Source organism: Aliagarivorans marinus DSM 23064 (assembly GCF_000429485.1).
Taxonomy (GTDB): Bacteria; Pseudomonadota; Gammaproteobacteria; order Enterobacterales; family Celerinatantimonadaceae; genus Aliagarivorans; species Aliagarivorans marinus.
On record NZ_KE386908.1, the window covers coordinates 415912 to 431602 of the forward strand.

11 protein-coding genes are annotated in these 15691 nt (G+C 53.4%); 7 read left to right on the top strand and 4 right to left on the bottom strand.

The features are described 5' to 3' along the window. Positions 1 to 289: 289 nt before the first annotated feature. The 3 genes from G461_RS24905 to G461_RS0119440 all read right to left on the bottom strand — a co-directional run bounded on the left by G461_RS24905 (position 290) and on the right by G461_RS0119440 (position 5575). Positions 290 to 1072, bottom strand: a complete 783-nt coding sequence (locus G461_RS24905) for an FCD domain-containing protein (RefSeq protein ID WP_035480746.1) — start codon at positions 1070 to 1072, stop codon at positions 290 to 292. Between the two features lie 526 nt (positions 1073 to 1598). Continuing rightward, positions 1599 to 4496, bottom strand: coding sequence for a beta-galactosidase (locus G461_RS0119435; RefSeq protein ID WP_026973088.1), 2898 nt, complete (start codon positions 4494 to 4496; stop codon positions 1599 to 1601). A gap of 218 nt (positions 4497 to 4714) precedes the next feature. Further along, entirely contained in the window at positions 4715 to 5575 is an 861-nt protein-coding gene (locus G461_RS0119440; RefSeq protein WP_084429396.1) for an AraC family transcriptional regulator, read from the bottom strand. A gap of 186 nt (positions 5576 to 5761) precedes the next feature. On the opposite strand from G461_RS0119440, the gene G461_RS24910 reads away from it, so the two are divergent. From G461_RS24910 to G461_RS0119465, 5 genes are all read left to right on the top strand, one after another. Continuing rightward, positions 5762 to 6667 (top strand): carbohydrate kinase family protein, encoded by a 906-nt coding sequence (locus G461_RS24910; RefSeq protein WP_157360368.1) that lies wholly within the window; start codon positions 5762 to 5764, stop codon positions 6665 to 6667. Positions 6668 to 6677: 10 nt separating this feature from the next. After that, positions 6678 to 8192, top strand: a complete 1515-nt coding sequence (locus tag G461_RS0119450; protein WP_026973090.1) for an L-fucose/L-arabinose isomerase family protein — start codon at positions 6678 to 6680, stop codon at positions 8190 to 8192. Between the two features lie 27 nt (positions 8193 to 8219). After that, positions 8220 to 9059 carry a class II fructose-bisphosphate aldolase gene (locus G461_RS24915; protein ID WP_051326773.1) on the top strand — a complete coding sequence of 280 codons (840 nt, stop codon included), beginning with the start codon at positions 8220 to 8222 and terminating at the stop codon, positions 9057 to 9059. 497 nt (positions 9060 to 9556) lie between these two features. After that, positions 9557 to 11824, top strand: coding sequence for a beta-galactosidase (locus tag G461_RS0119460; RefSeq protein WP_035480747.1), 2268 nt, complete (start codon positions 9557 to 9559; stop codon positions 11822 to 11824). Between the two features lie 268 nt (positions 11825 to 12092). After that, positions 12093 to 12569 carry a GyrI-like domain-containing protein gene (locus G461_RS0119465; RefSeq protein ID WP_026973092.1) on the top strand — a complete coding sequence of 159 codons (477 nt, stop codon included), beginning with the start codon at positions 12093 to 12095 and terminating at the stop codon, positions 12567 to 12569. A 23-nt stretch (positions 12570 to 12592) separates the two neighbouring features. On the opposite strand, the gene G461_RS24920 is transcribed toward G461_RS0119465, so the two are convergent. Beyond that, positions 12593 to 13513 (bottom strand): GntR family transcriptional regulator, encoded by a 921-nt coding sequence (locus G461_RS24920; protein WP_051333703.1) that lies wholly within the window; start codon positions 13511 to 13513, stop codon positions 12593 to 12595. Positions 13514 to 13866: 353 nt separating this feature from the next. Here G461_RS24920 and G461_RS0119475 point away from each other — a divergent pair, with 353 nt between their 5' ends. Continuing rightward, positions 13867 to 14520 carry an aspartate/glutamate racemase family protein gene (locus G461_RS0119475; protein WP_026973093.1) on the top strand — a complete coding sequence of 218 codons (654 nt, stop codon included), beginning with the start codon at positions 13867 to 13869 and terminating at the stop codon, positions 14518 to 14520. Positions 14521 to 14559: 39 nt separating this feature from the next. Next, complete coding sequence (locus G461_RS0119480) at positions 14560 to 15633, top strand: isocitrate/isopropylmalate dehydrogenase family protein (RefSeq protein WP_026973094.1); 1074 nt, start codon at positions 14560 to 14562, stop codon at positions 15631 to 15633. The last annotated feature ends 58 nt before the right edge of the window (positions 15634 to 15691 follow it).

A 15691-nucleotide genomic window follows, 5' to 3' on the forward strand; every position in this document is an offset into this window, starting at 1 on the left:
TTCAGCGTACAAGTGTGCGCTTAATGTAGTCAGCGTACACGTGTAAGTCAAGATTTGCTTAACGTTTAAGCTGGCATCGACACGCGTAACTCATCAAATCTCATATTTTGCATTTCGTATCGGAGAGAGGGGCATGCAGTGGAACAAAAGTATAGGCACGAATTGCCGAGTGGGGAGGGGTATAAGGAAGGGAATGAGAAGATGGGGCGAAGCAGGAAGGTAGGGAAGCCACAACTTGCAGGCACAAAAAAGGCAGGTGGTTAACCTGCCTTTTCGAGATATTAAGTGCTTAGGCTTCTGGTGTATTGAAGTCCGGGTCGAAGGACATGGCGAAGAAGTAGTCGTCGTCACCGGTGTCGCCTGCTTCGATATTAGCGATCTTCATCAGTTGGCGCTTACTGTTCTCAAGGTGCTGCCATACCGCATGGCGCGCTTCGTCGGCAGAGCGTTTTTGCAAAGCCGCCAAGATTGCCTTGTGATCGTTCAGCCACTGATTCTTAAGCTTATCTTCGTGCAGGAATTGAGAGTTTAATTCTTTCCACAGTGGGTTAGTGGTGCGCACTGAGCTCCACATATCAACCGCTTGGTTAATTAGTACGCGGTTTTGGGTGGACTCTGCAATAAGCATATGGAACTGTTGATCCAGCGCTTCAAACTTTTGGCTATCGCCGCCGAGTTCTTGCTCTTGCTGGTTTACCACGCTTTTAAGTTCGCGTAGTTCATTAAACTTAATTTGAGTGGCTGCGAAAGCGGCTATATTGCTTTCTATTAATTGGCGGGCCTGTAGTAGCTCAAAGGGGCCGATATCGCTTTGCGGGACTATCGTTCGACTGGTGACCTTTTCAGGGGAGTCGATGAAGAAGATCCCCGCGCCTTGCTTCACCACCACTAAGCCCTTGAGCTCCAACATAATTATCGCTTCGCGAATAGTGGCTCGGCTGGTTTCGAAACGTTCGCTTAACTCGCGCTCTGATGGCAACCTTTCGCCCGCGTTGAAGATGCCAGAGAACAGCATTTCCTCAATTTGCAGACCAATGTCGTAGTAGCGACGTTTATTCTTAACTTTGTCCATCGATGGGCCCCAAACAGGTAAATCTTTTTTAGGTAAATTGTTGCAATCAATTACCTTTTTTCATCTCCTGCACTCTATCAAGAGCCTGTTTTGTAAACAAGCATTTAGCCGGATTCGCGAATGTAAATATCAGCTTTTTGAGTAATTGCTATACAAGTCGCGAAAATAGATTTACCAATTAGTGACGCTCGTCATGGTAATGGTAAACCAATGATCATAATATACAGATATTGGTTATCCAGATGGGAGCCAATATCGTAGGTATTGGGGTGCTGTCTCGCTTGATAAGCTATTTGTAGGTGGCCTGTTAAGAAAACCCTTTCATTCCTGCATGGGTGGTTGAAGGTATTAGGTTCACTCCTCCTTCGCCATCCACGACCAAGCATAGCGTTTTTGCCCCAGTTTTTACTGGGGCTTTTTTTTGCGTGCGATATATTGTGTTGACAGATTGATTAGCCATTGTGTCGTTGCGAAATAAAAAAGGGCCCGAAGGCCCTTTTACGATATTTAGTTTTTACTTGATGGCTTACTTGCCAAAGCGACGTTGGTACAAATCTTTGTGGGTGCCTTTCGCATACTCAACCAGAGTCTCGTATGGCGTATCGGTCACAGTTACAAAGCCGTTGTTGTAGTTCTCGCCGTCCCAGGCGCGTCCAGTTGTTGGAGAATCCAGGTACTGGAACCAGTGGGCACCCACGAAGTAGGGGTTCTCTACGATGCTCTCCAGGAAGTGTACGTAGCTTTCGCCGCGCCACTCTTGAGTCTCACCGCCCATAGGGCCGGGGTGGAACAGGCCGCTATCGGTTGAACCGAAGGCGAACTCGCCGATAAAGGCTGGCTTGTCATGGCGCTCCAACATGCTCCAGTCACCTTTGGCGTACAGGTCGGTTGCGTATTGGTTGTAGCTCATTACATCGGTGTACTTGGCCGCAGCATCTACTGCTTCAGGCGTCATACCCCATACCGAGAAGCGCGCCCCCATGTAGAGGTGGTTTGGCATGGCTTCTTTCACTTCCTGCTGCACGATGGAGAAGAACTCTTCTGCCACGTCGGTCAGGAACTGGCTGAAGTCAGCTCGGCTCGCGTCGTTGTAGTTGCCATCGAAGTTAAAGCCTTTGGCGAAGGCATCCCAAGACTCGGCATCGCTGCCCCAGGCCTTGTTAAGCGCACCAATCTTCTTGTACTTCGCTTTCAAGGTTGCAACCAAGTGCGCCTTAGCAGGGCTCTCTGCAGCATCTGCACGCAGCGCGCCGGTAGCCAGTGAGTAGTGGTTGGCTTCAAAGGCGGTGTTACCCCAAGTCAGCTCGTTGTCGATGAACACACCGATACACCATGGCGAGTTGCTAACCTCTGCCGCTACGCTCTGCGCGGTGGCTTTCACCGAATCGCGGAACGCTGGGTCGAATGGGTCATGCAGTGGGCCCCAGTAGTCGTTACCGGTGACGATGCGTTTGTGGCCGCCAGTGATCCAGCCGTGAGCGGTGTAAGGGATCTTGTCGTTGCTGTAGAACGTTGGATTAGACCAGTTACCCAGCGAGCTGAAGCCCCAGTCCATCATCCGCGCGATAACCAAGTCATGCCAAGTCTCGGAGGCTTTCTCGAAAGACTCTGGGTTGAACTTACGTTGCAGGTTGGCACCGTAGAAGCTGAACACCTCACCGTGGTTAAGCGGGCCGGCATGCATAGTCGGTGCATACTGGAAGTTTTGCGCCAGTGCATCGTCAAACTCAGGCAGCCAGTTAAACATGCTGTGACGCAGCTCCGACATTACCGCGCGCTCTTTGGTCTCTTCGAGGTATGGCACATCAGAGATTTCACTTGGGCGGAATGAGGCATGGTCAAAGCCCGCATAGTCGGTGAAGGCTCGGCCGGTGGTGGTAAAGGTGTCATCCATACGGATGTTGTCCAGGCCGGTGGCGAAGTACAGGTAGCCCTCAGGGTCAACAAAGGCCCACTTGCCATCGACTTTCTCGGTGCGGAAGAAGCCAGTGCCTTCCAGTTTTGGTCCATCTTTCCAGCCACCGAACTTGGCGCGGTCATCGGCCAGCTTAGCGTTGGCAATCAGCTCAAGGTCTGCTTTGGCGCGTGCCGCCAGTTCTTCATCGTCGTGTACTTTCTCTGGCCAATCGGTTTCGGCGTACTGACCATATTGGTCAATCAGTCCGGCGAAGCGAGAGGTATCGTTGCTCAGGTTGGGAATCAAACGCAGTGAATCGATAACAATCGTTGCTTCTTCGGCAGGCTCCATCATATATAGCTGGATGCTCACGATGTTGCTTGCATCAAGCTCTTGCTCACCCCAGGCCAGACCAACTTGCTGCGCGGCGTAAGACTTACGAGGAGGCAGGCCGCGCATGCCGGGATCCAGCAGCTTGTTCGCTTCAGACATGGTGAAGTAGTAGGTGCCCGACTCGCCTTTTGGCAGCTGGAAGTAACCGGTACGGCTGTTTACCACACCACTGGCGGTGCCGCCGAACTTCTCATCGATGGCATCATCGACACGAATAAACAGGGTGGCAGTGCTGTCGCCAATATTGTCCAGATCGAAGGCCAGTGCAAAGTCGCCATGGCCGCTCCAATCGAATGGCTTCTTCGGTGCAAACTTAACGGTCGGGTAAGCTTCTTCGGTGCCGTAGTGCACTTTCAGGCCGTGGCCCTCATCGCGCTTGATCACCTCAATCTCGCTGCCGGTGTGCAGCTCAATCACTTCCTGCTTACCGGGCTTGAAGGTCACCGCTTCGGCAATAGTTGGCACGCCATCGGCAACAATCACTTCGGCAAGTACTTCTGATTTCACCAAGTCACCGGTACCGGCAATGAACTCTACATCGTGAACCTTAACCACTTGCTCACCGATAGGGCCTACGGCATAGAACTGCAGCTCGGCCAGGTTACGCAGGTCTAGCTCGTCGCCGCCACGGTAGCCGGGGATCTGCATTTGCGAACCCAGGAAGTAGAAGTCGATGGTTTCCGTTGAGTTGGCGTCCATCTCTACAGGCAGGTCTAGCTGGTGGGTAGCTGCACCCATGATGCCGAGGTTATCGGCCAGTTTGATCTCAAAACGGATTGGCTGATCGCTAGGGTTTTCAAAGGTAAAGCGTAGGCCACCTTTGGTGTTCCAGTCCCAAGTGCCTTCAGGCGCTGCGATCTTCACGTTTGGCCATTTGCTGTTGGCCTCTTCTTCTGAGATGGCGTCGAAATCGAGGGTGAGCGCGTCACCTTCAACGTCGTAGCCAGCATCAGAGCTGTTCATGTAGTCGAGTTGTTGTTCCGAGGTGAGTACCAGCTTGGCAATCTCATTCGAGTTGCTAGCGTTTATTTCGCTGTCCTGTGCCTGCGCAACGGCATGGCTGGTCGTATAGCCGGTAGACAACAGCAGGGCGCTACAAATGGCCATGCTGAGTGTGTTTAGTCGTAGCTTCACGGTGACTCCTTGGGTGTCTGGTGTTATTGGTACACGAAAACCTTTTCGTTGGTTAACCATTGATCGAAATGGTACACCTGTGGAAGGGGTGGAGTGTGATCCAGCAGGTAATTTGACAACTTAGTCATCGAGATAAGGCGGTTACTGCGAATCCGATCACACTAATTTCTGGCGGGGTTAAGGCTGCTGGAACACAGCGTTGGTGTTTACTTACCAGCTTAAGGAAGTTGGCTCAGCAAATGGTACTGTTTGCGGTATTGGAGCGGGGTCTGGCCGATCTGCTGGCGGAACTGGCGGTGGAAAAACGCCATGTTGTTATAGCCGCAGCGGAAGGCAACTTCTTCGACATTGTGTTCGTCTTGAATCAACAGGGCGCAGGCGCGACTGATGCGGTATTCATTTAAATAATTGGTAAATGTCTTATTAAAAGTACGTTTAAAATACTTGGAAAAAGAGACGGTGGTCATGTTGGTGAGGTTAGCCATATCGTCGGCGCTGATCTTGGTTTGGTAGTGCTCGGCCACAAACTCCAAGATCGCATCAATCCGTTTCGAGGCGCCACTCATTTGCTGCGGTGTGACCTGTTCTGCCAGACGCTGGCGAGGGCTACTGGCCAGTTGCTGAAGAATGCCCAGCAGGTTAATCAGTCGCTCAAACGGGCTTTGCTCCGGAAACTGGCACAGCTTGCGGCCGATCTCCAGGCTTAGCTCCCGATCAAAGCTCAAGCCGTTTTGGCTGTCTTCCAGCAACTTGGCGATGGCCTTAAATTCGCGCCCTGCTATCCAGTTCTCGCCCAGTAGCTGCTCGTCCCACTGAATAAACAGCGACTTGGCGCTGTCGCCGCGGCCTTGGTAGCTCTTCCAGCAGTGCGACACGTTCGGCCCAATCAAACACAGTTCGCCAGCACTGAAGTGGCGGATGGCATTGCCGGTGTAGGCGGTGCCTGACCCTTCGATGATATAGGTGAGCTCCCACTGGGGGTGGTAGTGCCAAGGGGCGTTAAAGGTGCTGTCGTTGTATTGACCCAAATAGAAGGACTGTTGGCTGTTGCTGGGGATGTGTTCTAGTACTGGTCTCATGGTGCAAATCTGGGCAATCGTGGAACAAACAAGAAAGGTGATATTCTTCTAAATTTCTCGAAAATGCACTACCTAAACGCGTATATAGGAAAAATAGTACACAAATAGTTTAATTCCGCATTTACCCCCTTTTCAAGTGCCGCGCTAACCTCCAAGCATACTAAAGCTAAGAGTTAGGAGAGAGCGTTGAAATTTGACGTATTAGTTTCAGGCATGAACGTAGTGGATTTGCTACTGACCATGCCCGCCTCATACAAAGCGGGGCATAAGCATCAGGTAGATGAAATCCTGATTCAGGGAGGAGCGCCAGCGGGCAACGCGGCGTGCGGTATGGCGTCACTCGGCTTGAATACTGCTTTCTTGGGTTTCTTGGGGAATAACCCCCAAAGCAACATCGCCAAGGGTGAGTTGGAGCGCTGCGGCGTGGTGACCGACTTAATGCTGCGTGATGGCACTGCAGTGCCGGCTACCGCGCTGGTGCAGGTTGACCCAGACAACGGCGATCGCACCGTGTTCTATACCACCAATGGCTACCGCGCACTGTCGCCGATGGATATCGATGACGGCTGGCTGGCTAGCACCAAGCTGGTGTTCGTCGATGGCTACGATATCGAAGGCAACCTGGCGCTGCTGGAGAAAGCCAAAGAGTTGGGCCTGCCATCGGTGGTGGATATGGAAGCCGGCGATCGCGGCCAACTGATGCACATGCTTAAACTTGGCGGCCACGTGATCTTGCCGCTCGAAGCCGCGCAATTCCTTGCCGAAGAACAGCTTCCCGAAACCTGCCTGCGCAAACTCAGCGCCCTGACCGACGGCCAAGTGGTGATTACCGATGGCGCCAACGGCAGCTGGGCGCTTGACGGCGAAGAGCTGGTTCAACAGTGCTGTTTCCCGGTTGAGGTTGTCGATACCACCGGCTGTGGTGATGCCTACCACGCCTCTTACGCCTATGGCCTGTTGAAAGGCTTTGACTTGGCCAAGCGCATGCAGTTCGCCTCTGGCTTCGCGGCGATTGTTGCCACCCATTTTGGCGGTCGTACCCGTTTCCCGAGCGAGGAACAGGTGTGGCAGTTTATTCAGAATTATTCATAAGGAACCTTCCATGAGCATAGATTTTACCCAACGCCAAGGCGTGGTTGAGCAAGCGATGAGCGAGCTGGTTAGCCCACGCACTGCCCGCAAAGATGTACCGGTTGGCTTTATCGGTATCGGTTTTGAGCTGCACTTCGACTGGGCCAAGGCCAAGCAGTCGTACACCCAAGCGGTGGGCGATGTAAAAGGTGTATTCAGCGAATACAACTCGATGCTGGCTGAAGAAGAGCCCATCCAAACCAAAGACGACATGCTGAAGCTGTTGAACGCCTACCGCGCTCAGGGCATGCAAGCATTGGTGGTGTACCAAGCCTCATACATCTCTGGTGATATGGCGCTGGCCTTGGCCACTTGGTTGGCCGAGCACGATGTGCCAGTACTGAGCTGGTCACACACCGAAACCACTGGTGGCAGCCTGACGGCTAACCGCCTGTGTGGTCAAAACTTCCTGCTGAACATTCTCTCCTCGATGGATGTGCGCTACTCGTGGATCTTCGAAGAGCCAGGCGCCGACAGCTTGGGCGAGTCACTGGGCCGCTTTATCGATGCAGTATCGGCCAAAGCACGCCTTAAGCACGCCAAGATCCTGATGGTAGGCGGTATGCGCGTACCGGGCTTCTACGACTGTGAACTGAACGAGATGTCGATTGCCAAGCACTTTGGTCTGGCGGTGGATCGCATCGATATGCAAACCATCTGGAAGCACGGCGAAGAGAACTTTGCCGAAGCGCAGGTTAATGCAGTGGTCGACAAGCTGCTGTCTTCGCCCTCTGTAGCGGGCAACGGCGTATCGGATAACGAGCTGTTCTTGTCAGTACGTTTGGCGCTGGCGATTGCCGATTATGCTAACAGTAACGAGTACGTGGGCGTGGCCCTGAAGAACTGGCCAGAATTGTTCGATAACTACGGCATCGCCGGTGATGGTGCAGGCGCGTTGGTACAAGATCTGGGTATTCCAGTGGCCGACGAATCTGACATGGGCGCGCTGCTAACCATGGTGGCCTTTAACGAGCTGACCATGAGCAAAGGCCTGCCAACGCTGATGGACTTCTCCTTCGTTGACCACGCCAACAACAAAGTGGGCATGTGGCACTGTGGCGGTACCTCCACCAAGTTGATGCGCGAAGGCACCCAGTTTGAGATCCGCAACCACAGCATTCTGGACAACTACGATCCAGAAGACTCCTACGGCATGCTGTTTGAGTTCCTGCAAGAGCTGGGTCCGGTCACCATTGCCAAATATCAATACCCTCACGCATCAACCATCTTCGCCTTCGAAGGTGAGCTGGTGGACTCGCCAATGCGCTATCGCGGCTGTTATGGCGAAGTGGCGCCCAAAGAGCTGTGCTCTAAGCAGATTGCCGGTTCAGTGATGAACTACGGCATGGACCACCACTGGGTGATGGCCCGCGGTGAGCTGCTGGAGCTGCTACGTGAATTCAACTTCTGGGTGGGCATCGAAGAGCTGGCACCTACTGAAGCGAAAACCTCTGGTCGCAGCATCCCTAAAAAGATGGACTTTTAATTAACCGACAAGCAATTGGGAAACATTATGTCTCAGGCATTATCTTCACTGTTGAATCAATACCGCGCCAACCAACGTTGTCTGGCCGGCTTTAACATCAACGACATCTACGATCTGCATGCGGTTGCGTTGGCGGCCAATGAGCTGGACCTGCCGTTTATGGCAATGACCTACCCACCGGTTGCCGAGCTAAACGGCACCTGGCTGTGCCGCAAGATGGTTGACGGTTTTGAGCGTATCGCGAAAAACAAGATCTACCTGCACCTGGACCACAGCACCTCAGTAGACCTGTGTAAAAAAGCCATCGACGACGGCTATGACTCGGTGATGATCGACGGCTCGCACCACGACATCAAAACCAACATCAAGATGACCCAGGAAGTGGTGAAATACGCCCGCAGCGCTGGCGTCTGTGTGGAAGCGGAGATCGGCAAAATCATGGGCCGTGACGTGGTAGTGAAATCAGAAGATGACTACCTGGCCTCGGTGGCCGATGTGGTGGCGCTGTGCGAAGAAGCCGGCCCTGACATCGTCGCCGTTGGTATCGGTACCGCCCATGGCTTTACCCCAACCACGCCGAAGATCCACTTCGAGCGCCTAAAGCAGATTGCTGATGCCGTGCCAAACCCACTGGTACTGCACGGCGGCACCGGGATTGCCGATGAAGATATCCAGAAGTCGATCACCATGGGTATCGCCAAGATCAACATTGGCACCATCGTGCATACCACCTACATGCGCGAAACCCACAACGAGATCAGCAAAGACGTGAAAGCGGCCTACCCGCCGTTCATCATGAAAGACGTGATCCCACGTGTGCAAGAAGTGGTGGTAGACCGCCTGAAAGCGGTAAATCCACACCTGTAATAGCAAACGCCCCCGGCATGTTCGGGGGCGGTCTTAACTGCTAACAGTTAACAGTGGCCGGCCTACCTTCACCTGAGCCAAGTTGCTTCTTGGGATAACGCGATGGTTTAGCCTACTTTCTTTCGTGTTATTCCGAAAAGCGCATGCACTTAAGGCTCTATGTCGATTGCAAGCCGAGTGTGCGGAGTGGGTCGGCCATTTTTCAGTGTTTTCAAGCGTGTAGTTAGCCTCTTTTCAGCCCTCACCGCAGTACTCCCTTCTAGTGAGCTAGTAAGCTTTCCAAGAGAAATAACGAAATAGTGGTACGGGTCACATTGGTAGAACCAAAATTCCAAATTGGTTGACCAGAAAAACAGGGGCGGGGATACTACACGACAGCTAGAAATGGAATGACAGCAGGCGCTGTCACTGCAGACTTAGAGTAACGCTCGCATCGGTTTAAATGCAAGGTGGCGTGGCGAGCACGACAAGACTACAACCTTTGAAGAGGATTCAACATGAACGCCAAGTTTTCGCCAGAGCAGGTAGTGGCGGTATCGGATCAGGAACAATCTATTCTGATTTACGATTTCTCCGGCGACGCCTTACCTTCGGCTTTTTCCTTCAACAATATCGATGCTGAGTTGGTTAGCCAAGGCGCAGGGATTACCTGTGGCGAGCAAGCCCTGAAGATCCACTGCAACAGCGCAGAGAACATGTACACCTCGGTGTATATCGAACCGGAAACGCCGTTTGACTGGAGCAAACTGGCTGATTTTAGCTTCGCCTTCGACACCACCAACACCGGCAGCCGTTGCACCCAGATCTTTATCAACATCTTCGACCACAAAGGTCAGATGCACAGCCGCAGTGTGAATGTGGCAGCTGGCGTAACCCAAACCAACTTGGTAGAGCTTAAAGGCGAGTTCCTGCGCAATACCACTAGCTGTGAATCAGGCTTGCGCTCCGATCCCGCATCGTTCGATACCCCCTTTGAGTACGCTACTTGGATGTGGGGTTTGATGAACATCGACCTGACCGCCATTGCCAAGATTGAACTGAGTATTCACGGCACCCTGATCGACCACGACATGGTGCTGGATAACTTCCGCCTGATCATGAGCCCAGAGCACAATCGCGACTTCTTGAAAGCCAGCATCGACCGCTTCGGCCAAGACGCCAACACCGAGTTCGCTGAGAAGGTACAAAGCGAGGAAGACTTGCTCAAGCGCATGGACGACGAGCTAAGCGTGCTTGAAGAAGGTGCTATGGCCGACCGCTCGCGCTTTGGCGGCTACACCGCCGGCGAGCGCTACGAGGCCACCGGTTTCTTCCGCACCCAAAAACTGGGCGACACCTGGGCGCTGATCGACCCAGATGGCTACCCCTATTTCGCCACCGGTATCGACATCCTGCGTCTGGCCAACTCCTACACCATCACTGGTGTGGACTACGACCACGACCTTGTGACTCAACGTACCTCTGAAGATCTCACCCCAGAAGACTCCATGGAGAAGCTGGTGGTGAGTAAAGCGGCCATGGCCAGCGGGAAGGTTATCAACCAGTGGCGTCGCGACTTCTTCCAGTGGCTGCCGGATATCGATGATCCGCTGGCCGAGCACTACAGCTACGCCCGTGAGGTATGGGAAGGCCCAGTCGAGCAAGGACAGATCTTCAGCTTCTACGGCGCTAACCTGCAGCGTAAGTACGGCAAAGACTACATGGAAACCTGGCGTAAGGTGACCATCGACCGTATGGTGAACTGGGGCTTTACCTCGCTGGGTAACTGGACCGCACCTGAGTTCTACGAGAACGAAACCGTACCGTTCTTCGCCAACGGCTGGATTATCGGCGACTTTAAAACCGTGAGTAGTGGTGATGATTTCTGGGCCGCACTGCCAGATCCCTTCGACCCGCTGTTCCGCACCCGCGCCGAAGCGACCGTGGCTCAAGTTCGCGAAGAGATCAAAGACACCCCATGGTGTGTCGGTATCTTTATCGATAACGAGAAGAGCTGGGGCCGCATGGGCACCATCGAAGGGCAGTATGGTATCTCGATCCACACCCTAGGTCGCGACGCTGCAGAGTGCCCGACCAAGGCGGTATTCGTGGAGCTGATGAAGAATAAGTACAGTAGCATCGATGCGCTGAATGCCTCGTGGGGCACCGCAATCGCCTCGTGGGACGCCTTCGCCAAAGGGGTGAAAGATCTCGAGCACAACGACGCGCAGCTGGTAGACTACGCCATCTGTCTGGAAGCCTATGCCAGCGAGTACTTCCGCGTGGTTAACGAGTCGCTAAAAGCGGTACTGCCAAACCACCTGTACCTTGGCTCACGCTTTGCCGACTGGGGGATGACTCCAGAGGTGGTGCGCGCCTGTGCCAAGCATGTGGATGTGGTGTCGTACAACTACTACAAAGAAGGTCTGCACCCGCAGCCTTGGAAGTTCCTGGCTGAGATCGATATGCCAAGCATCATCGGCGAGTACCACTTCGGCGTGAAAGGCGAAGGCCTGCACCACGCGGGTCTGGTTACCGCTAGCTGCCAAGAAGAGCGTGGCAAGATGTACGAAGCCTACATGCACTCGGTTATCGACAACCCGTACTTTATCGGTGCCCACTGGTTCCAATACATCGACTCACCAGTCACCGGCCGCTCCTACGACGGCGAAAACTACAACGTTGGCTTCGTCACCAACGCCGATATCCCTTACCAGCCAATGGTGGATGCCGCTAAGCGAATTCACTCCAGCATGTATCAACGCCGTTTCGGTGGTAAGAAGTAACGATTAGTTGCTAGGGCCTGCACTCTTTAGGGTTTGGCTTTGTTCAAACCAACATCAAAGAGAACAGGCTCTAATGATTAAATTGAGCGTAAGAACAAGCCCGGCGAAAGTCGGGCTTTTTTGTGTCCAGTCGAGTCGTTGAGATATCTACAATATGGTGATTGAAAGCGTGCCTTGACCTGCATCATAGGCGTTGCAACAGCTGCCCTGAGATAATAATGACGAGTTAATCGTTAGCGTTACTAATCAAGGAAGAACCGAGGGCGATATGGAGTTAAAACACACCGAAGTCGGAGCCGTACTACTTATCAAACGGCGGCTGACCATTCCCGAAATCGGCGCAGCGAGCGCCGCATGTTGTGACAAGGTTTTCCTAAAAGCCAGTGAGCTCGGCCTTGAGGTGACTGGGCCTTGGCACTTTATCGCTTATAACCTTCCCCAAGATATTGAAACCCCATTCGATATTGAGTTTTGCCTCCCCGTTTCTAGCGCCGATGGGCTGGCGATTGAAGACGAGATTAGCACTGGCACTCTTGGCAACTTCTACTGCGCAAGCCGAACCTACAAAGGCAGTCTGCAAGGCTTGTTCGAGTTGGGCTACCAACCACTCGTCGCGCAGATTAATGCCGCTAACGGCCGTTACACAGGTGAGAGCCGTGAGATCTATCACGTGTGGCAAGGGCCTGAGTCGGATAGTAATGTTGTTGAGATTCAGTTTGGCTTGCTTGAAAGTGGCAGCGATTAAGTTGCGACCAATCCTAGCGCTGGCTACCCAAACAACTCTTGCGCAATTTGCTCCTTCTCTTTCGCTGCACGCGCTAGGTGAGTCTCCAAAAACAGGGCCGCTTCCTGTAACTGCCCGGTCTCGATAAGTTCCAGTAGCTGAATATGCTCCTGACATTCTCGGCGAGGGATGGGGCGCTTGCCGTTGACGTTGTATTCCACTAAGCGGCGTAGACGGTTTACCCGCTGTAGGGCGTCGAGCAGGAAGATGTTGCCAGACATGGCAACCAGCGCTTCGTGAAACTGTACACCGGCGTTAAACATCTCAGCGGCCGATACCAGCTTTTGGTCGTTGTTGAGGATGTCGATCTGGGCCATCCGTAGCATCTGCAGTGTGGTGTGGTCGATGGAAAAGCCGGGATCGCGCAGGGCCTCTGGTTCAATCAATTGGCGAAAGCGGTAGCTTTGGGCATAGGCGGTGGGGGAGGAGATAAACTCATTGAAGCCCCAGCCATAGCCGATGTTGCGATTCAGCCAGCTGTCTTTTTCCATGGCGAGCAGCGCTTCTTGAATGGCCTTACGGCTAAGTTGGTAGCGCGCCATCAACTCGTTCTCGCTGAAGGTCTTGTTGAGCTTGCCCGACAAGTAGTCTTGGCCGATCTGATAGCAGATCGGGGCCAGATCGCGCCGCTCTTTATCCACCGGGGTTAGCACATTGCCGACATCGCGCTCTGGTAGCTTGGCCAAGAAAAAGCCTTGGTTGGGCTTTTTCGTGAGATAGCCCTGCTGCTGCAGATGGGCCAAGGCCGAGCGTATTGGTGTGCGCGATACCTTGAGCACCTTAGATAGCTCGACTTCCTTTATATGTGCGCCCACGTCCAACTGCTGTTCGATGGTGTAATCAAGTACCCGAGTGGCTAGTTGCTCTGCTGAGCTTGCTCGTCGATTGCTTTGCTGTGTATCCATACCTTAACCAAGTTTGCCCACTCTACGGCTGCGTGGGTGACGCGTATAAGGCCAATTGGCCGTCTTTTTCAGTATTGTTCACTAATTGTATTTTGTGAACAACCTTTGTTTGCTGTGTTTGATATGTGAAAAATGTGTTGTATTTCACAAACCAAAAATACAATAAATATCCTTTTAGGTGCTCGCTCTTATGGGGGTTACTCAGTGCTTCATCCATAACTATCAGATATAAAAGAAAATAACGCTTGGTTTTTAATCTTTGCTACCCACAAAGAGGGTGTTAACGGGATGTTGACACTTTAGCGTGCGTAATCCAATACTGTATTCAGTGTTTACAAAATACAATTATTGAGATGAGCAAAATAACCCTGATACATGCCGTTGATATTGCCATTGCCCCAGTAAGACGTGCCTTCGCACAACACTGGCCAGAGGCCCAAGTCACCCACCTTTGGGATGAGGCGTTGGGCCTTGAGCGCGCCAAGAGCCCCCAGTTGACTCCCGCGCTGCGCGATCGGGTCGCTGTGCTCTACCAGTTGGCGCTTAGCGGCGGCGCCGATGCGGTGATGTATACCTGCTCTGCCTTCGGTGAAGCGATTGAGGGATTGGCCGCTGACGCTAGCCTGCCAGTACTAAAGCCCAACCAAGCAATGTTCGACGAAGCCATCGCCCTTGGTCAGCCAGTGGCGATGTTGGGCTCGTTCCAACCGGCCATGGAGGGGATGGAGCGCGAGTTTCTGAACGCGGCTGAGGGCTGTGGAAAGTGCCTGGCACTGCGCAGCGTGTGTGTTCCCGAGGCCCGCACTGCGTTGCAAGCGGGCGATCTCGATGTTCACAACCAATTGATGTTAGACGCGCTGCAGCAAGTGAAGGAGCCAGTGGTGATGTTGGCGCACTTCTCCTCGGCCCCGGCCAAGGACTTGCTGGAGCTGCGCAGTGACAAAACAGTGTTATCCAGCCCTGACTGCGCGGTTAGGTATCTGCAACACATTTTACGGTCTGAATAGGGCGCTAGCTGATTCAGTGATTTAACAAGAGAGGAAACGATGAAACTACTCGTGTTACCCGGTGATGGTATAGGACCTGAAATCACCACGGCAGCGGTCAGCGTACTGCGAGCCAGCAATGACAAATTTGGCCTGGGCCTGAGCTTCGACTTCGACGATGTGGGCTTTGATAGCCTGAAGAAATACGGCACAACGCTACGCCAAGAAACCTTAGAGAAAGCCAAGGAGTACGACGGCATCGTGTTGGGCACCCAGTCGCATGCCGACTACCCCAAGCCTGCAGAGGGCGGGCGCAATGTATCGGCCGGGTTTAGGATTGGCTTGGATCTTTATGCCAACGTAAGACCGGCGCGCTCGCGGCCATTTCTGCCCACCAATATGAGTGAGGGCAAAAGCATCGACCTGGTGATTATGCGCGAGGCGACCGAGGGTTTTTATCCGGACCGCAATATGACAGAGGGCTGGGGCGAGGTGAAAACCTCACCGGACATGGCGTTGTCTATCCGTAAGATCACCCGCCACTGCTCCGAGCGTATCGCGCGCCGGGCCTTTGAGTTGGCTATGCAGCGCAACAAGAAAGTGACTGCAATCCACAAGGCAAACAGCTTCCACATGACTGACGGTCTGTTTCTGGAGGCGGTGAATGAGGTTGCTAAAGACTTCCCCGAGGTGGAGCTGGACGACCTGCTGGTCGACGCCTCGACCGCCCATTTAGTGCGCACACCAGAGCGCTTCGACGTACTGGTTGCCACCAACTTCTATGGCGACATTATCAGCGATCTGGCTAGCGAGCTGTCTGGCAGCTTAGGTCTGGCCGGTTCGATGATGGCCAGTGACCATCACTGCTGCGCCCAAGCACAACATGGCTCGGCGCCGGATATTGCTGGCAAAGACATCGCCAACCCTACTTCAATGATCCTCTCCGTAGCCATGTTGCTCGAATGGATGGGGCAAAAACACCAGCGCAACGATCTGACTGAGGCGGCCAAGGCCATCAGCCAAGCGGTGGATGCTGCGCTGGAAAACCCTGATACACGCACTGCAGACCTGGGAGGCTCCATGGGCTGCCAGGCCTTTACCGAAGCCGTACTCGGCCAGCTTACTAAAGGCTAGCCGCCCCGCTGGGAAGAGCTGTACAGCACACATAAATGAACAACAGTACCCATACTGA

What these genes read in the sequence shown, in the direction of transcription:
- G461_RS0119480 (WP_026973094.1), top strand. Translation starts at nt 14,560, where the DNA reads ATGAAACTACTCGTGTTACCCGGTGATGGTATAGGACCTGAAATCACC.
- G461_RS0119465 (WP_026973092.1), top strand. Translation starts at nt 12,093, where the DNA reads ATGGAGTTAAAACACACCGAAGTCGGAGCCGTACTACTTATCAAACGG.
- G461_RS0119450 (WP_026973090.1), top strand. Translation starts at nt 6,678, where the DNA reads ATGAGCATAGATTTTACCCAACGCCAAGGCGTGGTTGAGCAAGCGATG.
- G461_RS0119440 (WP_084429396.1), bottom strand. Translation starts at nt 5,575, where the DNA reads ATGAGACCAGTACTAGAACACATCCCCAGCAACAGCCAACAGTCCTTC.
- G461_RS0119460 (WP_035480747.1), top strand. Translation starts at nt 9,557, where the DNA reads ATGAACGCCAAGTTTTCGCCAGAGCAGGTAGTGGCGGTATCGGATCAG.
- G461_RS24905 (WP_035480746.1), bottom strand. Translation starts at nt 1,072, where the DNA reads ATGGACAAAGTTAAGAATAAACGTCGCTACTACGACATTGGTCTGCAA.
- G461_RS24915 (WP_051326773.1), top strand. Translation starts at nt 8,220, where the DNA reads ATGTCTCAGGCATTATCTTCACTGTTGAATCAATACCGCGCCAACCAA.
- G461_RS0119475 (WP_026973093.1), top strand. Translation starts at nt 13,867, where the DNA reads ATGAGCAAAATAACCCTGATACATGCCGTTGATATTGCCATTGCCCCA.
- G461_RS24920 (WP_051333703.1), bottom strand. Translation starts at nt 13,513, where the DNA reads ATGGATACACAGCAAAGCAATCGACGAGCAAGCTCAGCAGAGCAACTA.